Source organism: Parahoeflea halophila, from assembly GCF_900220985.1.
GTDB classification, from domain to species: Bacteria; Pseudomonadota; Alphaproteobacteria; order Rhizobiales; family Rhizobiaceae; genus Hoeflea; species Hoeflea halophila.
The window spans coordinates 1,301,118-1,318,428 of record NZ_OCPC01000001.1; the positions used below are offsets into that span (position 1 = coordinate 1,301,118).

Annotated in this window: 12 protein-coding genes and 1 pseudogene; 8 read left to right on the top strand and 5 right to left on the bottom strand. The window is 60.3% G+C overall.

The annotated features are described in order from the left end of the window. Positions 1-166 precede the first annotated feature (166 nt). Positions 167-1,180: a nucleotidyltransferase family protein gene (locus CRO46_RS06155; RefSeq protein WP_097106557.1), complete on the top strand. Its 1,014-nt coding sequence runs from the start codon at positions 167-169 to the stop codon at positions 1,178-1,180. Positions 1,181-1,205: 25 nt separating this feature from the next. Here CRO46_RS06155 and CRO46_RS06160 read toward each other — a convergent pair whose 3' ends face one another. From CRO46_RS06160 to CRO46_RS20125, 5 genes and pseudogenes are all read right to left on the bottom strand, one after another. Next, complete coding sequence (locus tag CRO46_RS06160; protein ID WP_425479235.1) at positions 1,206-2,147, bottom strand: EamA family transporter; 942 nt, start codon at positions 2,145-2,147, stop codon at positions 1,206-1,208. Positions 2,148-2,447: 300 nt separating this feature from the next. Beyond that, positions 2,448-3,086: a DsbA family oxidoreductase gene (locus tag CRO46_RS06165; RefSeq protein ID WP_097105969.1), complete on the bottom strand. Its 639-nt coding sequence runs from the start codon at positions 3,084-3,086 to the stop codon at positions 2,448-2,450. Then, entirely contained in the window at positions 3,086-3,709 is a 624-nt protein-coding gene (gene wrbA, locus CRO46_RS06170) for an NAD(P)H:quinone oxidoreductase (RefSeq protein ID WP_097105971.1), read from the bottom strand. Before wrbA ends, CRO46_RS06165 begins: the two co-directional genes overlap by 1 nt. Before the next feature lie 107 nt (positions 3,710-3,816). Further along, the gene (locus CRO46_RS06175; protein ID WP_097105972.1) at positions 3,817-4,704 is read right to left on the bottom strand and encodes a LysR family transcriptional regulator; all 888 of its coding nucleotides are present in this window, start codon (positions 4,702-4,704) and stop codon (positions 3,817-3,819) included. A 162-nt stretch (positions 4,705-4,866) separates the two neighbouring features. Further along, positions 4,867-5,287 (bottom strand): annotated as a pseudogene (locus tag CRO46_RS20125) (IS3 family transposase); the annotation flags it as partial. Between the two features lie 361 nt (positions 5,288-5,648). Between CRO46_RS20125 and CRO46_RS06180 the strand changes: the two are divergent. The 7 genes from CRO46_RS06180 (at position 5,649) to CRO46_RS06210 (ending at position 17,294) form a co-directional block, all read left to right on the top strand. After that, a complete protein-coding gene (locus tag CRO46_RS06180) occupies positions 5,649-8,120 on the top strand; it encodes a glycogen/starch/alpha-glucan phosphorylase (protein ID WP_097105975.1) in 2,472 nt (823 codons plus the stop codon). After that, entirely contained in the window at positions 8,117-10,327 is a 2,211-nt protein-coding gene (glgB, locus tag CRO46_RS06185) for a 1,4-alpha-glucan branching protein GlgB (protein WP_097105977.1), read from the top strand. Before CRO46_RS06180 ends, glgB begins: the two co-directional genes overlap by 4 nt. Positions 10,328-10,356: 29 nt before the next feature. Further along, entirely contained in the window at positions 10,357-11,628 is a 1,272-nt protein-coding gene (gene glgC, locus CRO46_RS06190; protein ID WP_097105979.1) for a glucose-1-phosphate adenylyltransferase, read from the top strand. Further along, the gene (gene glgA / locus CRO46_RS06195; protein ID WP_097105981.1) at positions 11,625-13,076 is read left to right on the top strand and encodes a glycogen synthase GlgA; all 1,452 of its coding nucleotides are present in this window, start codon (positions 11,625-11,627) and stop codon (positions 13,074-13,076) included. The genes glgC and glgA overlap by 4 nt, the downstream gene beginning before the upstream one ends. Continuing rightward, positions 13,073-14,701, top strand: coding sequence for an alpha-D-glucose phosphate-specific phosphoglucomutase (locus CRO46_RS06200; protein ID WP_097105983.1), 1,629 nt, complete (start codon positions 13,073-13,075; stop codon positions 14,699-14,701). Before glgA ends, CRO46_RS06200 begins: the two co-directional genes overlap by 4 nt. Positions 14,702-14,712: 11 nt before the next feature. After that, positions 14,713-16,680 (top strand): glycogen debranching protein GlgX, encoded by a 1,968-nt coding sequence (gene glgX / locus CRO46_RS06205; protein ID WP_097106559.1) that lies wholly within the window; start codon positions 14,713-14,715, stop codon positions 16,678-16,680. Positions 16,681-16,832: 152 nt separating this feature from the next. Continuing rightward, a complete protein-coding gene (locus CRO46_RS06210) occupies positions 16,833-17,294 on the top strand; it encodes a MaoC family dehydratase (protein WP_179758988.1) in 462 nt (153 codons plus the stop codon). The last annotated feature ends 17 nt before the right edge of the window (positions 17,295-17,311 follow it).

Consider the following 17,311-nt stretch of genomic DNA (forward strand, 5'->3'; position numbering starts at 1 on the left):
CGGACGTTTTGATGCCCTGCGATTTCGCTTGTCCATGAGCTTCCGGCCGAGCCCGCTGCGTGGCTTCTCCTATTTCTAGTGTGTGCATCATTGTTTTTCCGATGCACACTTGCGTTGATGTGCAGCAAAAACTAAAATGATGCACACAATGCTGGGGACGAAGCAGATGGAAAACGTCGCTCAAAGCCGAGCTGCCGTCGTCGCCTACCAGGACTTGCTGCGCCTTCATCTCGACGAAAGGGCATCCCGTCTGATTGGCACCATTGAAGAGCGAAAGCGCAACGGACGCACCTATCTCTATGAGAAGTTTCGTATCGGCACCGAGATGGTCAGCCGATACCTCGGCGAGGAAAAGCCGGAGCTGCGGGCACGCCTGGACCGCGCCGAGGCGTCAAAGGCCGAATCCGAAAACCGGCAGAAACAGATGACCAGGCTCGCCAGAGTGCTGCGCGCCGAGGGCTTCATCACGACCGACCGCGAAACAGGTTCACTGCTTCTGGCGTTCTCCCGGGCCGGCGTGTTCCGGCTTGGTGGCACCCTGGTGGGCACATCGGCGTACAGCCTCTATCAAGGCGAGCTCGGCGTCCGCATGGATTACGAGGAGCTGGCCCAGACCGGCGACATGGATCTCGCCAGCTTCGAACCACTCTCCGTCGCTCTGGAAGACCAGGCCGACGAAAACCCAGACGAGAACCTCAAGTCGCTCAAGTTCGATCCCGTTCCCGGTGTTAACGATCGGCAGGTCTGGAGATGGCGACAAAGCCATTCCGAAGCGATGGTCGAATTCCTGACGCCGGCCTTCGGCGATGAAACCGTCAAGCCACTGCCAGCTCTGGGGATAAGCGCGCAGGGTCTGAACTATCTCAACTTCCTGATAGCCGACCCGATCCAGGCCGTGGCTCTTTACCGTTCGGGCGTTCTGATCCAGGTGCCTCGACCCGAGCGCTTTGCCATCCACAAGCTGATCGTGGCTGTCCGGCGCAAAGGCGGCCCCGATCAGCTAAAAGCAAGAAAGGACCGGGCCCAGGCCGAGTTTCTTGTAAGGGTTCTGGTCGAGGACCGGCCGCATGAGCTTGCAGAAGCCTATGAAGATGCGCTGTCGCGTGGATGGCGGGAGCGGATCGATGCGAGCCTGAGGAGGATGCCGGAAACTGCGGAGCAGTTAGCTGGCTTGGCTTGAACGGGCCGCAAGAAACATGATCTCGCTATTGAGGAGCCACCTTTCCTGAATGGGTTCGGGCGGCATTCGCCTGCTGTGTGACAGAACGCGCAAGAGTGCTTTCCGCGCGAGGGCGGTTCACGCGCTGACCGGCCCAAACCGAGCCAAGGATGATGGCGGCGCCGAGAAGCTGTAGCGGTGAAAGGGATTGGTCTAGCCAGAGCCAGCCGAGCGTTACCGCCGTCACCGGGCTCATCATTCCGAGCATGGAAACCGCCCCGGGTTCTAGCCGGGCAACACCGCGAAACCAGATGGCGTAGGTCACAGCGGCGCCAACAAGACCGAGCCAGGCAAGACCGGCGAGGTTCGTAGCCGAGAGGGCTGGCAACGGAGGTTCGACGATGAGGGCGAGCGGCAAGAGAATCAAGCCTCCGGCCGTCAACTGCCACGCGGCGAAGCTGAGCGCCGAAACCGGCGGTTGCCACTTCCGGCTGAGCACGGTGCCGGCCGCCATAGAGGCGGCGCCGCCCAATCCGGCAGCTATACCGACCGGATCAATAGTGGCCTCCGGGCCGATGAGCAGTAACGCAACGCCCAGGACGCCGGTCGCAGCAGCAGCGACCGCCCCCGCCTTTATCGGTGTGCCGAGCCATCCCCGCGCCATAACGATGACGATGAGCGCCTGCAGCGCCCCCAGTGTCGCCGCGATACCTCCGGGTAGTCTATAAGCAGCCACGAATAGCAGCACCCAAAACAGTGCGAAGTTGAAACTCCCAAGCAAGAATGCGCGGCCAAGCCAGGCGCGTGGAGGGAAACACCGTGTGAAGGCAAGTAGGACCAACCCTGCTGGCAACGCGCGGAGCATCGCAAGAGTAAGGGGATGGCCAGCAGGAAGCATCTCGGTCGTAACGAGATAGGTGCTGCCCCAGATCGCCGGGGCGAGCGACGTGAGAAGAATATCGGTGGTGCGTGACATGGCGTTTCGCATTCTTAGGGGACTGGAAAAGATGAAGGAACGACGAGCGCGCGTCCGGCATCGGCTGGGTAGAGCCGCATCATCCGCTGTTGTCTTGCCGCACGGCATCCAAAGGAAGGGCGATTTGTCGTGCATAATGCATCTCCTTTCCGTTGGCTCACCAGAGTCGCCAAGGGGGAATGGGCGGGAGTCTCGACCAGGGATCGAGGCCGATATCCCGCATTAGGTGGGGCCATAGCTCCTGCGGCACGTCTCGGATGTGAGGTCGCTCGCTAAGGAAACGGAAGTACGGGAACGACATGGGACTTTCTTTCAGGCAACAAGCCGGACAGCCGTGCGCAACTGCGCAGCAAGGTCCTCGCGCGGTCCATTGACGAGACGGGCACCTGTTTCGCGGACGATGAGAGTGGGGACTGAACGAACCTGGAGCGCACGGGCATGCTGCCGATCTGCTGCAACGGCACTTGCAGTGGACGGGTCGTCGAAAGCTCTTGCGAAGGCCGCAGCCCCAAAGCCCAGATCCCGAGCGATCCGCAGCACGATGTCGGGGTCAGCAATGTTTTGGGCTTCTGTAAGGTGCGAGCGCTGCAGCCGGTCGAACATGTCCCAGTGAGCGACCTGTCCGCCGAGCCGTTCCGCGGCCTTACAACCAAGCGCAGCTGTCATTCCGTGCGGATAGTCAAACGGAGCTACCCGCATGGCATCGACGTCGATGAGTTCGGGGCGATCACTCACTTGCCGACAGACTGACCAGTGCCCGAGGATGGTGTCCCGCGCTTCCTCGGGAGCGCCCCAACGCGCAGCCATTTCGGAACGGCTCTCCTGTAACACGAAGGTGCGATGATGCACGTCGAGGTCGAACTCGCCGGAAAGACCGCGCATCCGCGACGAGATGTTGAAGCACCAGCAGCAGACGACGTCGTGAAAGAAGTCGATGGTGAGGGACGCCATCACGCGGCCTCCCCACGCAGGTTGATTCCTGCGAGTCGCGCGGAGATCCGCGCCACATGTGCTCCTTGAAAGCGCGCACCGGCCAGGTCCGTTTCAGAAGGCACACGCGATCCGTCCGCACCGGCGATGGTACCGGCACCATAAGGGGCACCACCGACGATACTATCGGCGTTAGTCTGCCCGGCGAAGGTATAGGGCATGCCAACGATGATCATCCCAAAGTGTTGAAGCGGGATTTGGGTAGATAACAGCGTCGCCTCATGGCCGCCGTGCTGCGACCCGGTGGAGGCGAAGACAGCAGCCACCTTTCCGACCAGTGCGTTTCTTGCCCAGAGCCCGCCTGCCTGATCAAGGAAGGACTTCATCTGCCCGGCCATCATGCCGAAGCGGGTCGGCGTGCCAAAAATGATTGCGTCGTAGGATTCCAGGTCGGCAGCCGTCGCGACGGGAGTATCGTCGGCCACAAAGCCCGCCTTTGCACGAATGTCGGCAGGGACAGTTTCGGGAACGCGGCGCAACTCGACATACGTGCCGGGCACGCTGCGGGCGCCGTCGGCCACCGCCTGAGCAAGAGCGCGGACATGGCCATAGCTGGAGTAGTAGAGAACAAGAACGCGGGTCATGGGATCCTCTTGGGGCTGTGGATTTCAATGCCTCGGAGGATCGCGTATGCAACGTGCCGGAATAACCGGCCCGATTTGATTTCATTCTTTACGCTGGTTGAAGAATGTCAGCGGCGGAGCGCCGCGCGGAGATAATCGAAAAACGCAATTACCTTTGCGTCCATGCCCAGCCGGGAGGCGGTAACCGCAAAAATCTCCGGCGCCGGGAGTTCCCAGCCTGGCAAGACCCGCACCAGGTCGCCGCGGGTTTCGGCCTCGTTCGAGACGAAGTCCGGAAGCGTGCCGATGCCCTGGCCCGCAATCAGAAGATCGCGCAAGACAATGCTGTTACCAACACGAACCTTCGGGTCGAGCTCAAGAGTGACCGTGTCTGATGGGCCCTTCAAGCACCAGGAGGTCAGATGGTCCGCCAACAAAAAGCCAATCACGCGGTGATGCAAGATGTCATTTGGTGTCGCTGGCACTCCAGCCCGTCCCAAATAGGCGGGTGCAGCAAATATCCGCTGGCTCATTCTACCAACCTTGCGCGCGACCAGACCTGAGTCCGGCATCGTGGCGCGGATGCGTATCGAAATATCGAAACCGCCCTCGACCATGTCGACGACCCGATCGTCAAGCGAGAGCGTGAGCCTGAGGTCGGGATACGCGTCGAGAAACCCAGGGAGAAGAGGCGCAATGACCATCTGGCCGAAGGAGTTGGAAGCGTTCACTTTCAGGTGACCGCGCACGGCTCCTGCCCCGTCTCGAATGCGATTCTCGATATTGGTAACAGCGTCTAGAATACCGCTGGTTTCATCGTAGTAGAGCTGTCCAGCATCGGTGAGTGACATCGATCGAGTGGTGCGGGTGAGCAGCGTGCTGCCCAGGCTTTCTTCGAGCAGCTTGATCTCGCGACTCAGCAGCGCCGGCGAAACGCCGAGATCCTCCGACGCCCGTGCAAAACTGCCGCGTTCGACGATTCGGCGAAAGGCCCGCATAACAGAAAGCTTGTCCATTTCGACAAAAACTCAAAAAGGCTTGTCCGCGGCCCATGATCGACCAGATGTTCGAGCGGATAACACAATATGTCGACCAAAGCGAACAAACCTTCGTGTTGGTCATGCTCCGCAACCGCGATTGCTCAGCGCCACTGGCCTGAATAGCCCGGATTTTTTGTGGACACCCTCGGGATAATTTTCCTGCCGCCGTTCGAACTCGACGGGCGACAGCAGCGCTTTCCTGACGTGCTTCCGTTTTGGGTTGCAGAACATCTCGATGTGGTCGACCACGTCTTGCCTCGCCTTTTTTAAGTGTTCGCCAGGCACTGCGCCATACCCGCTCACGCTTGAGCAGATTGACGAAGCTTTCTACCACAGCGATGTGGTGGCAGTTCCCTCATCGGCTCATTCGTTGCCCGGTGAGCGATGCGTAGGATGGCTAAGAAGGTCCAAGTTTGGGATGCATGAGGAAGTGTTGCCCAGTCCATGCTGGTGAGCTGGGGCCCCTGATCGGAATGGATCAGGTCCTTGCGCTCGGGTTTTGACGCCCCACAGCCATGAATTTTGCCTGCAACACGACATCGGTTATCTGGCGGTTCTGCATTGACCCACTGCCCGGCAGTCATTGCCTTGCAAGGCCGAGAGGGGGCCGATAACTCTACGTTGGGACAGATCAATGACCACGGCCAGATAGGCAAAGTCATCCTAGACCCTGATGCAGGTGCCGTCGAAAGCCGTTAGCTGTCGCGGCAAACGGTAATACTTCACACTTGGACGGTCACGATCTGCACGAGCCAAATTGGCTGCTTGACAAATGTAATGACGACATCTGCCATTCTAATGGATTTAATTGCTGGAAATTGCCGCCAATATCATTCATTGCTGGAATACACGCGCTTTCATGATGACTCGCTGCGCCCTTTCCGCCGCCGGGTCCCGCCCCAAGCCTGATGGGACATCAGATGATATCCAAGTCCGCCACTGCCAACCTTCCCGCCCCGGCCCCTCTCGGCAATGATCCTGAAACCCTCGCTGCCGACATCATCACCCGTCTGACCTATTCGATCGGCAAGGATGCAAAGGTCGCCAAGCCGCACGACTGGATGACAGCCACTATCCTGGTTATCCGCGACCGTGTGATCGACCGCTGGATGGCGTCGACCCGCAAGACCTACGAGGAAGGCGCCAAGCGGGTCTATTACCTGTCGCTCGAATTCCTGATTGGGCGGCTGACCCGCGATGCGGTGACCAATCTCGGCCTGCTGGAACAGGTTCAGCAGGCCCTGAACTCACTCGGTGTCGATTTCGATGCCGTTGCCGCGCTCGAACCGGATGCGGCCCTCGGCAATGGCGGACTGGGCCGACTCGCCGCCTGCTTCATGGAGTCGATGGCAACGGTGGACATCCCAGCCTATGGCTACGGAATCCGCTATGTCCATGGCCTGTTCAAGCAGCAGATGAGCGATGGATGGCAGGTGGAACTGCCCGAAACCTGGCTCAGCCACGGCAATCCGTGGGAATTCCCCCGCCACGAAAGCGCCTATGAAATCGGCTTTGGCGGAACGGTGGAGACCATCGGCGCGGAGACCGGCGAGGCTCAGCAATTCGTCTGGAAACCCCAGGAACGCATGATGGCCGTGGCCTACGACACGCCGGTCGTCGGCTGGCGCGCCAACCGTGTCAACACGCTCAGGCTCTGGACCGCCCAGCCGATCGATCCAATTCTGCTCGACGCTTTCAATGCCGGCGATCACATCGGCGCGCTGCACGAAAGCAACAAGGCTGAAGCCCTGACACAGGTGTTGTACCCTGCCGACCAAACACCGGCAGGCCAGGAACTGCGGCTGCGCCAGGAGTATTTCTTCTCCTCGGCATCGCTGCAGGACATTTTGCGCCGCCATATTCAGCAATATGGAGACCTTGCCACCCTCCCCGACAAGGTGGCCATCCAGCTCAATGACACCCACCCCGCAGTGTCCGTGGCAGAACTGATGCGGCTTCTGATCGACGTTCACCACGTGGAGTTCGATCAAGCTTGGGACATTACGCGCGCAACCTTTGGCTATACCAACCACACGCTTCTGCCCGAAGCCCTGGAAAGCTGGCCGGTGCCATTGTTCGAACGCCTTCTGCCGCGTCACATGCAGCTGGTCTATGCCATCAATGCCAAGGTTCTGCGCCAGGCACGCAAGGAACGCGGCTACAACGAGGACCAGATCAGGTCCGTCTCGGTGATCGACGAAGGCGGCGAACGTCGAGTCCGAATGGGAAACCTGGCCTTCATCGGCTCCCATTCGATCAATGGCGTCTCGGCGCTGCACACAGACCTGATGAAGCAGACGGTGTTTTCCGATCTGCATGGGCTTTACCCCGACCGCATCAACAACAAGACCAATGGTATTACCCCGCGCCGCTGGCTGATGCAGTGCAACCCTGGCCTGTTCTCTCTGATCCGCGAAGCCATCGGTGATGATTTCATGGACGATGCCGAGGCGCTTTCAGCCCTCGTTCCCTATGCCACCGACTCCGAGTTCCGCGCCCGTTTCGCGGCCGTCAAACGCGACAACAAGATCAGGCTGGCAAATCTGGTCGCGCACCGCATGGACATCAAGGTCGACCCCTCGGCGCTGTTCGATATCCAGATCAAGCGAATCCATGAATACAAGCGGCAACTGCTCAACATCATCGAGGCGGTGGCGCTCTATGACCAGATGCGCTCGCACCCCGAACGCGATTGGGTACCGCGGGTAAAATTCTTCGCCGGCAAGGCGGCGCCGAGCTATCACAATGCCAAGCTGATCATCAAGCTTGCCAATGACGTCGCCCGGGTGATCAACAGCGACCCGGCCGTGCACGGGCTTCTGAAGATCGCCTTCATCCCGAACTATAATGTCTCGCTCGCCGAAGTGATGGTTCCGGCAGCCGATCTCTCCGAGCAGATATCTACAGCCGGAATGGAAGCATCCGGAACCGGCAACATGAAGTTCGCGCTCAATGGCGCACTGACCATCGGCACGCTCGATGGCGCCAATGTCGAGATCAAGCAATGCGTCGGCGACGACAACATCGTCATCTTCGGCCTGACCGCGTCCGAAGTAGCCGAACGGCGTGCCACCGGCCACAATCCGCGCGGCATCATCGAGGCGTCGCCGGAACTCTCCCAGGCCCTGAGCGCCATTTCCTCGGGCGTCTTCAGCCCGGAGGACCGCAATCGCTACAGCGATCTCATTGCCGGGCTCTATGACCACGACTGGTTCATGGTCGCTGCCGATTTCGATGCCTATGCCAGGGCCCAGCGCCAGGTTGACAGTTTGTGGGTTGACGAAGAGGCGTGGTATGGCCGTACTATCCTCAATACGGCGCGCGTCGGCTGGTTCTCCTCGGACCGCACCATACGCCAGTATGCAAAGGAAATTTGGAAAGCCGGCCCATGACCCAAAAGGGAAACGTGCCAGACGCCGACAACAGGGTACCTCTCCTTTCGGCTGAAGAAGCAGAAGCGATAGCTTCCGGTACGCATGCAAATCCCTTTTCCGTTCTGGGCCTGCAGGAATTTGATGGCGACTTTCTGGCCCGCGCCTTTGTTCCCGGTGCCGACACCCTTATTGCCGTGACGCTGGACGGTCAGTCCGCTGGCCGGCTCGAGCCCGGTGCCGCGGCCGGCCTGTTCGAGGGCCTGGTAGCCTTAACCGAACGCCAGCCGCTGCGGTACAAGGCGGCAAGTTCCGATGGCAACACTTGGGAAGTCGGTGATCCCTATTCCTACGGACCGGTGCTGGGGCCGATGGATGACTATTTCATCGCAGAAGGTTCGCATCTGCGGCTGTTTGACAAGTTGGGCGCGCATCCAATCCAGCATCAAGGCAGCGAAGGCGTCCATTTTGCTGTCTGGGCGCCCAATGCCCGCCGGGTCTCGGTGGTTGGCGATTTCAACGACTGGGACGGACGCCGCCACGTCATGCGCCTGCGCAGCGATGTTGGCATATGGGAAATCTTTGCCCCCGGCGTCAGCGCCGGTGCGGCTTACAAATATGAAATCATAGGACCGAACGGCGACAGGCTGCCGCTGAAAGCCGACCCCTTTGCCCGGCGGGCGGAACTGCGGCCGGCGACCGCGTCTATCGTGGCATCAACCCTTGATCATGACTGGGGCGACAGCGCCCACCGGGCCCATTGGAGCAAGGTCGACGCCCGCCGCCAGCCGGTGTCGATCTACGAGGTGCATCCCGGATCATGGCGCAGGCATGCCGATGGCACCTTCCTGACCTGGGACCAGATGGCCGGTGAGCTGATCCCCTATTGCGTCGAGATGGGATTTACCCATATCGAGTTCCTGCCGGTTTCCGAGCACCCCTACGACCCGTCCTGGGGCTACCAGACCACCGGACTCTACGCCCCCTCCGCCCGCTTCGGCGAGCCGGAAGGGTTTGCCCGTTTTGTCGACGGCGCGCACCAGGTTGGTATCGGTGTCATTCTCGACTGGGTGCCGGCACATTTCCCCACAGATGCCCACGGCCTATCGCACTTCGACGGCACCGCGCTCTACGAGCATGCCGACCCGCGCCAGGGCTTTCACCCGGACTGGAACACCGCGATCTACAATTTCGGCCGCCGGGAAGTCTCCTCCTTCCTGGTCAACAACGCCCTGTTCTGGGCCGAGACCTATCACATTGACGGCCTGCGGGTGGATGCGGTGGCCTCGATGCTCTACCTTGATTACTCGCGCAAGGAAGGCGAATGGATCCCTAACAGGGAAGGTGGCCGGGAAAATCTCGACGCTGTCGATTTCCTCAAGAAAATGAACAAGGCAGTTTATGGCAGCCATCCCGGCATAGTCACCATCGCCGAGGAATCCACATCCTGGCCCAAGGTCTCGGCCCCTGTCCACGAGGGAGGTCTCGGCTTCGGGTTCAAGTGGAACATGGGTTTCATGCATGACACACTGGCCTACATGCGGCGTGACCCGATTTACCGCAAGCACCACCACACCGATCTGACCTTCGGCCTGCTCTACGCCTTTTCCGAGAATTTCGTTCTGCCCATCTCACATGACGAAGTCGTCCACGGAAAAGGCTCGATGCTGACCAAGATGCCCGGCGACGAATGGCAGAAATTTGCCAATCTTCGTGCCTATTACGGCTTCATGTGGGGATATCCGGGCAAGAAGCTTTTGTTCATGGGCCAGGAATTTGCCCAGCGCGGTGAATGGAGCGAGGCGCGGCAGCTCGATTGGGATCATCTCGATGATCTGCGCCATCATGGCATGCAGGACATGGTGCGGGATCTCAACCGTCTCTACACCAAGACACCTGCCCTGCATGCCCGGGATTGCGAACCGGAAGGTTTTGAGTGGCTGATCGCCGATGATGACGCCAACTCGGTTTTCGCCTGGGTTCGCAGTGCCCCCGGTGAAAAGCCTGTCGTTGTCATATCCAATTTCACCCCAATGGTTCTGACCGGATACCGGGTCCCGATGCCCGAGGATGGCTCGTGGCTTGAAATATTCAATTCTGATTCCACCATTTACGGAGGGTCCGGCAAGGGCAACCTTGGCAAGGTGACGACGCGGCAGGAGGATGGCTGCGCGATCGCCGAACTGACGCTGCCGCCGCTTGCCACACTGATGTTCATACCCGGCTAGTCCGGATCGACGCAGAACGGGAGGGAAAAATGGAGAATAAAAGGGTTCAGCCACTGGCGCGAGACGCCATGGCCTATGTTCTCGCCGGCGGTCGCGGCAGCCGCCTCAAGGAGCTCACTGATCGTCGCGCCAAGCCTGCGGTCTATTTTGGCGGCAAGACCAGGATCATCGATTTTGCACTCTCCAACGCACTCAATTCCGGTATCCGCCGCATCGGCGTCGCTACCCAGTACAAGGCGCATTCGCTGATCCGGCATCTGCAGCGCGGCTGGAATTTCCTGCGGCCCGAGCGAAACGAGAGCTTTGACATTCTTCCCGCCAGTCAGCGCGTCTCCGAAACCCAATGGTATGACGGCACCGCCGATGCAGTGTTTCAGAACATCGACATCATCGAGGCCTATGAGCCCAAATTCATGGTCATTCTGGCCGGTGATCACATTTACAAGATGGATTACGAATTGATGCTGCAGCAGCATGTCAATTCAGGTGCCGATGTCACCGTCGGTTGTCTCGAAGTGCCGCGCATGGAAGCGACCGGCTTTGGCGTCATGCATGTCAACGACCAGGATGAGATCGTCGCCTTTGTCGAGAAGCCCGCCGACCCGCCAGCCATGCCCGACAAGCCTGACATGGCTCTGGCCTCAATGGGGATCTATGTCTTCAACACCGATTTCCTGATGGACGAGCTGCGCCGCGATGCTGCCACCCCTGGCTCGAGCCGTGATTTCGGCAAGGACATCATCCCCTATATCGTCGAGCACGGAAAAGCTGTCGCCCACCGGTTTTCTGAATCCTGCGTCCGCGAGACGCCGGACAAGGAAGCTTACTGGCGCGATGTCGGCACCGTCGACGCCTACTGGCAGGCCAATATCGACCTCACCGACATCCTGCCCGAACTTGACCTCTATGACCGCTCCTGGCCGATCTGGACCTATGCCGAAATCCGGCCGCCGGCCAAATTCGTGCACAATGAAGAGGGGCGCCGCGGCATGGCGCTGTCGTCGCTGGTATCGGGCGACTGCATCATCTCAGGCTCGGAAATTCATCGCTCGCTGCTGTTCTCGGGCGTTCTGTGCCGCTCCTATTCGAACCTTAACGAGGCGGTTGTTCTGCCCGAATGCGTCATCGGCCGTCACGCCAGCCTTTCCAGGGTAGTGATCGACCGGGGCGTCAAGATTCCGGCAGGTCTCGTCGTGGGGGAAGATCCTGAACTCGATGCCAGCCGTTTCCATCGCACCGAATCGGGGATATCTCTGATCACCCAGGACATGCTGGACCGTGCGGGGCTGATCTACGAATGAAAGTACTCTCCGTCGCCTCCGAGGTATATCCCCTGATCAAGACCGGTGGCCTGGCAGATGTCGCGGGTGCCCTGCCCGCGGCGCTGTCGGCGCATGGCGTGGACATGCGGGTGCTGCTTCCGGGCTACCAGCAGGTCATGGCGAAGCTCCGCAACCCTGTGCCGCATGCCAGGTTTGACGATCTGCTGGACGTTCGCGCAACAATCCTCGCCAGCGTTCTCGACGGTGTGGATTACCTCGTCCTTGACGCTCCGGAATTGTTTGACCGCAAGGGCGGCCCCTACACCGACGCGGACAACGCCGATCACCCCGACAACTGGCTTCGGTTTGCTGCCTTGTGCCGCGCGGCGGCCAACATTGCCGAAGGCGCGCTGGAGGACTGGACGCCTGACATCGTGCATGCCCATGACTGGCAGGCAGGCCTGACGCCGGTCTACATGAAGCAGGGCCCGGCCGCAGCCATGCCGACGGTCATGACCATCCACAACATTGCGTTCCAGGGCCAGTTCGGCCCGGATATCTTTCCGAAGCTGGACTTGCCGGCCCCGGTTTTCTCGATGGACGGCATCGAATATTACGGCGATGTCAGTTTCCTCAAGGGCGGCCTGCAAATGGCGACCGCGATCACCACCGTCAGCCCGACCTATGCGCAGGAAATCCGCACATCCGCTTTCGGCATGGGTCTGGAAGGTTTGATCAATGCCCGTTCCGACAGCCTGCACGGCATCGTCAACGGCATTGATACCGACGTTTGGGATCCGTCATCGGACCCGTTCATTGCCGCCAGTTACAGCCTCGCGAAACCCAAGAAGCGCCAGACCAACCGCAAGGCGCTCGCCGACTGTTTCAAGTTCCCAGACTCCGACAAGCCGGTCTTCACCGTAGTCAGCCGCCTGACCTGGCAGAAGGGCATTGATGTCCTTACCGAGCTTGCCGACGATATTGTCGCCATGGGGGCGAGGCTGGCAGTACTCGGCTCCGGCGACCAGACGCTCGAAACCGCGCTGCAGGCGGCGGCGGAACGTCATCCGGACGACGTCGGGCTGGTCCTTGGCTACAACGAAACGCTGTCACATCTCATGCAGGCCGGTGGCGACATGATTCTGGTCCCGTCCCGGTTCGAGCCCTGCGGCCTCACCCAGCTCTATGGGCTGCGCTATGGCAATGTGCCGGTGGTGGCGCGCACCGGCGGGCTTGCCGACACGATCATCGATGCCAACGAGGCAGCGCTTGCTGCCGAAGTGGCGACCGGCTTTCAGTTCTCTCCGGTCTCACCCGATGCCCTGCGCCAGGCGTTGCGCCGCGCGATACGGGCCTTTGGCGAACCCAAGGTGTGGGAACGGCTTCAGAACCGCGGTATGAAAGCCGATGTGTCCTGGGATCGCAGCGCCCTGAGTTATGCCAATCTTTATGCCGAACTTCTTGTTCCAATGAGTGAAAAGCCATGAACCGGACCGTCTCCGTCACCCCCTTTCCCGATCAGAAACCCGGCACTTCGGGGCTGCGCAAGAAAGTCCCTGTGTTTCAGACGCCGGGCTACACCGAAGCTTTCATCCAGTCGATCTTCGACAGTCTGGACGGGTTTGAAGGCGAATCGTTGGTCATCGGCGGTGACGGCCGGTTCTACAACCGCGAGGTCATACAGACCGCCATCCGCATGGCCGCCGCCAACGGGTTTGGCCGCGTCCTGGTCGGCCAGGGCGGCATCCTATCGACGCCTGCCGCCTCGCATCTCATCCGCAAAAAAGAGGCCTTCGGCGGGCTCATCCTTTCCGCCAGCCACAATCCCGGCGGCCCGACGGAAGATTTCGGCATCAAGTACAACATCGCAAATGGCGGCCCTGCGCCGGAGAAGATCACCGAGGCAATCCACGCCCGCTCGCAGGTCATCGATCAGTACAAGATCGCCGATTTCGGGGAGGTGGATCTCGATCAGATAGGCGTATCTGAAGCAGGCGGCATGACCATCGAAGTCGTCGACCCGGTCGCCGACTATGCCGAACTGATGGAAACACTGTTTGATTTCGACGCCATCCGCGCGCTGTTGAAGGATGGCTTCAATATTGCCTTTGATGCCATGCACGCCGTCACCGGGCCCTATGCCAGCGAAATCCTCGTGCAGCGTTTGGGTGCAGATCGAGCGTCGGTTTTCAACGCCACACCGCTCGAGGATTTTGGTGGCCATCATCCCGACCCGAATCTTGTTCACGCCAAGGCACTCTACGATCTGATGATGGGACCAGGCGCACCGGATTTCGGCGCCGCTTCGGATGGAGACGGCGACAGGAACCTGATCATCGGCAAGGGCATATTTGTCACCCCGTCGGACTCGCTCGCCCTGCTCGCTGCCAACGCCCATCTTGCACCGGGCTACAAGGACGGGCTCAAGGGCATTGCCCGATCGATGCCCACCAGCGGTGCTGCCGACAGGGTCGCAGCCAAGCTCGGTGTCGAGATGCACGAGACACCGACCGGCTGGAAATTCTTCGGCAACCTGCTTGATGCCGGACGCTGCACCATATGCGGCGAGGAGAGTGCCGGCACCGGCTCCGACCATGTGCGCGAAAAGGATGGGCTCTGGGCCGTGCTGCTGTGGCTCAACATACTCGCAGTCCGGCGCCAGAGCGTGGCCGAGATCGTTCAGGAACACTGGGCTGAATATGGCCGGACCTACTATTCGCGGCATGATTACGAGGCCATCGAGACCGATACGGCCCATGCTCTCATGCAGGCGCTTGAAGAAAAACTCGATCGTCTGCCGGGACTTGAGACCGGGTCGCTGACAATCGAGAAGGCCGACAGTTTCACCTATCACGACCCGATCGACCAATCGGTCAGCCACAATCAGGGCCTCCGGATTTTTTTCGAAGGCGGATCGCGCCTTGTCTTCAGATTGTCGGGCACCGGCACGTCGGGAGCGACATTGCGGATCTACATGGAGCGCTACGAACCCGATCCCGCGCATCTTGGCGAGGAAACCCAGGACGCTCTCAGGCCGCTCATCGATGCCGCTGAAGCGCTTGCAGACATCCGCAAGCGCACTGGGCGCGAAGCTCCGTCCGTCATCACTTGATGGGCGGAACCATGGATCTCGGCATTCCGGGAACTCCCGGCGCAGTACTGACTGTTGATGGTGCCCGGTTTACGGTACGGGCTCCCTCGGCCTCATCCGTCACACTCTGCCTGTTCGATAACCTCGACACCGAAATCGCCCGCCACGAACTTGAAAGCGCTGACAACGGGAGTTTTTCCGCCTTCGTGCCGGGTATGATGGCAGGCGCGCGATACGGGCTGCGCGCCAAAGGTCCCTGGCAACCAGAAGCAGGTCACCGGTTTGACGATTCCAAGCTGCTGGTGGATCCCTATGCGATCCGCCTCGACCGGCCGTTTACCTACGATTCCCGGCTCGGCGAACTCGGCACAGATACCCAAGGTATTGTCCCGAAGGCCATTCTGGAAGCCCCTCTGACACCACTCAATCCCGGTCGACCTCGCTTTGACCCGGGCGGCCTGATCTATGAAATCCCGGTGAAGGCGTTCACACAGCTACACCCGGATGTGCCCGAGGAAGATCGCGGCACTTTACGCGCGCTGGCCCATCCCGCCATCATCGAGCATCTCAGCAAATTGCATGTCAGCGCCGTCGAACTGATGCCGATTGCAGCCTGGATCGACGAGCGTCACCTGCCGCCGCTCGGGCTGACCAATGCCTGGGGTTACAATCCCGTGACCATGATGGCGCTTGACCCGCGGGTAGCCCCCGGCGGCACCGCCGATCTGCGCCAGGCCGTGGAGGCGCTGCATGCTGCCGGCATCGGCGTTCTTCTCGATGTGGTGTTCAACCACACCGGCGAAAGCGACAACGAAGGCCCGACCCTGTCGCTTCGCGGACTGGGCAATGCAACCTATTATCGCCACGACGCCCATACCCCGGGCATGCTGGTCAATGACACCGGCTGCGGCAACACGCTGGCCTGTGATCGTCCGGAGGTTCAGGAACTGGTGCTCAGAACCATGCGCCACTTCGTGACACAGGCTGGGATTGACGGTTTCCGCTTCGACCTCGCACCAATCCTCGGTCGCGATATAAACGGCTTCTCCCCTGACGCCAAACTGCTGGAGCTGATCGTCGATGATCCGGTTCTTCATGACCGGTTGCTGATCGCCGAGCCATGGGACATCGGCCCCGGCGGCTACCAGCTCGGCAATTTCGGTCCCCCCTGGCTTGAATGGAACGACCATGCCCGCGACGACATCCGCCGTTACTGGCGTGGCGACGACGCCATGACCGGTGCACTTGCGACACGGCTTTCGGGCTCGTCCGATATCTTTGCGCGCAACTGGGCGACAAGAACCCGCAGCATAAACTTCGTCGCCGCCCATGACGGATTTCCGCTGGCAGACCTTGTTTGTTTTCAGGACAAGCACAACGAAGCCAATGGCGAGGAAAACCGCGACGGTCACAACGCCAATTACTCGTGGAACAATGGCGTGGAAGGGCCAAGCGATGACCCGGACATCCTCGCAAGCCGGGAGGCCGATGCACGGGCGCTGATTGCCACCCTGTTTGCCAGCCGCGGTTCCATCCTGATGACGGCCGGCGATGAATTCGGGCACAGCCAGCAAGGCAACAACAACGCCTATGCGCAGGACAATGCCATCACCTGGCGCAACTGGCACGACCTCAACCAGGGTCGCCTCGACTTCACCCGTGCATGGGCAGAACTGAGAAAGACCTCGAGCTTGTTCGACCGGGTTGCGTTTCTCTCCGATGGCGACGGATCCACCAATCCGAATCAGGTCTCATGGCTGGGCTGTGACGGCCAGCCAATGACACCGGCCGACTGGGAAGATCCCCGCCGCGGCAACTTCATGATGGTGCTGGGGCCGCCTGGCAAACGCCTGACAGTCGTTTTCAACCGCAGCCACGAAGCCGTGCGCTGCGTGCTGCCTGCCTCGAAGCGGCTCTGGTACCCGGCCAGCCCCGGGGCGTCGATCGAAAAGCCGGTGCCGCCGCGCTCAGTGGTCTGCTGGCAGGAATTGCCTGGATGATGCTACCTTCAGGACCAGCGGCAACCGGACGGGCGCTGCCGGTTCGAGACTGACACCATTAAGTTGATGCATCGGCTGGCATATCGCTTTATGGAGTGCACGGTCAAAACAGTTTCAAGGGGGAGATTGACGTGCAGCGAGTGATTTCAGTCATGGAGATCAAGGATCTCGTCGGCACCGAGCTCGGCGTGTCCAAGTGGATCGACGTACCGCAATCGCGGATCGACGTCTTCGCCGATGCGACCGACGATCACCAGTTCATCCATGTCGACCCGGAGCGCGCCGCAGAAACCCCCTTCGGAGGCACGATTGCGCACGGTTTTCTGACGCTCTCCATGCTTTCGGCGATGCACACCGATGCGGTTCCGCAGGTGAAGGAAGACCATTTCGGCATCAATTACGGCTTCAACAAGATCCGCTTCATGGCCCCGGTGCCGGTGGATGGACGTATCCGCGGCCGGTTTTTCCTGAAGGACGCACGGCTTCGCGGCCCCGGCAGAATGATGACCACCTATGAAGTCACCATTGAAATCGAAGGCGGCAAGAAGCCTGCGATGACAGCCACGTGGTTGACCATCATCCAGTTCGACCCGAAGGACTGGGTGGAAGCCTGAGCCCTTGGAAGGGCCCG

Coding starts and splice junctions, on each gene's coding strand:
- CRO46_RS06200 (WP_097105983.1), top strand. CDS start 13,073: ATGAACCGGACCGTCTCCGTCACCCCCTTTCCCGATCAGAAACCCGGC.
- CRO46_RS06155 (WP_097106557.1), top strand. CDS start 167: ATGGAAAACGTCGCTCAAAGCCGAGCTGCCGTCGTCGCCTACCAGGAC.
- CRO46_RS06165 (WP_097105969.1), bottom strand. CDS start 3,086: ATGGCGTCCCTCACCATCGACTTCTTTCACGACGTCGTCTGCTGCTGG.
- wrbA (WP_097105971.1), bottom strand. CDS start 3,709: ATGACCCGCGTTCTTGTTCTCTACTACTCCAGCTATGGCCATGTCCGC.
- CRO46_RS06175 (WP_097105972.1), bottom strand. CDS start 4,704: ATGGACAAGCTTTCTGTTATGCGGGCCTTTCGCCGAATCGTCGAACGC.
- CRO46_RS06210 (WP_179758988.1), top strand. CDS start 16,833: ATGGAGATCAAGGATCTCGTCGGCACCGAGCTCGGCGTGTCCAAGTGG.
- CRO46_RS06160 (WP_425479235.1), bottom strand. CDS start 2,147: ATGCGAAACGCCATGTCACGCACCACCGATATTCTTCTCACGTCGCTC.
- glgC (WP_097105979.1), top strand. CDS start 10,357: ATGGAGAATAAAAGGGTTCAGCCACTGGCGCGAGACGCCATGGCCTAT.
- glgX (WP_097106559.1), top strand. CDS start 14,713: ATGGATCTCGGCATTCCGGGAACTCCCGGCGCAGTACTGACTGTTGAT.
- glgB (WP_097105977.1), top strand. CDS start 8,117: ATGACCCAAAAGGGAAACGTGCCAGACGCCGACAACAGGGTACCTCTC.
- CRO46_RS06180 (WP_097105975.1), top strand. CDS start 5,649: ATGATATCCAAGTCCGCCACTGCCAACCTTCCCGCCCCGGCCCCTCTC.
- glgA (WP_097105981.1), top strand. CDS start 11,625: ATGAAAGTACTCTCCGTCGCCTCCGAGGTATATCCCCTGATCAAGACC.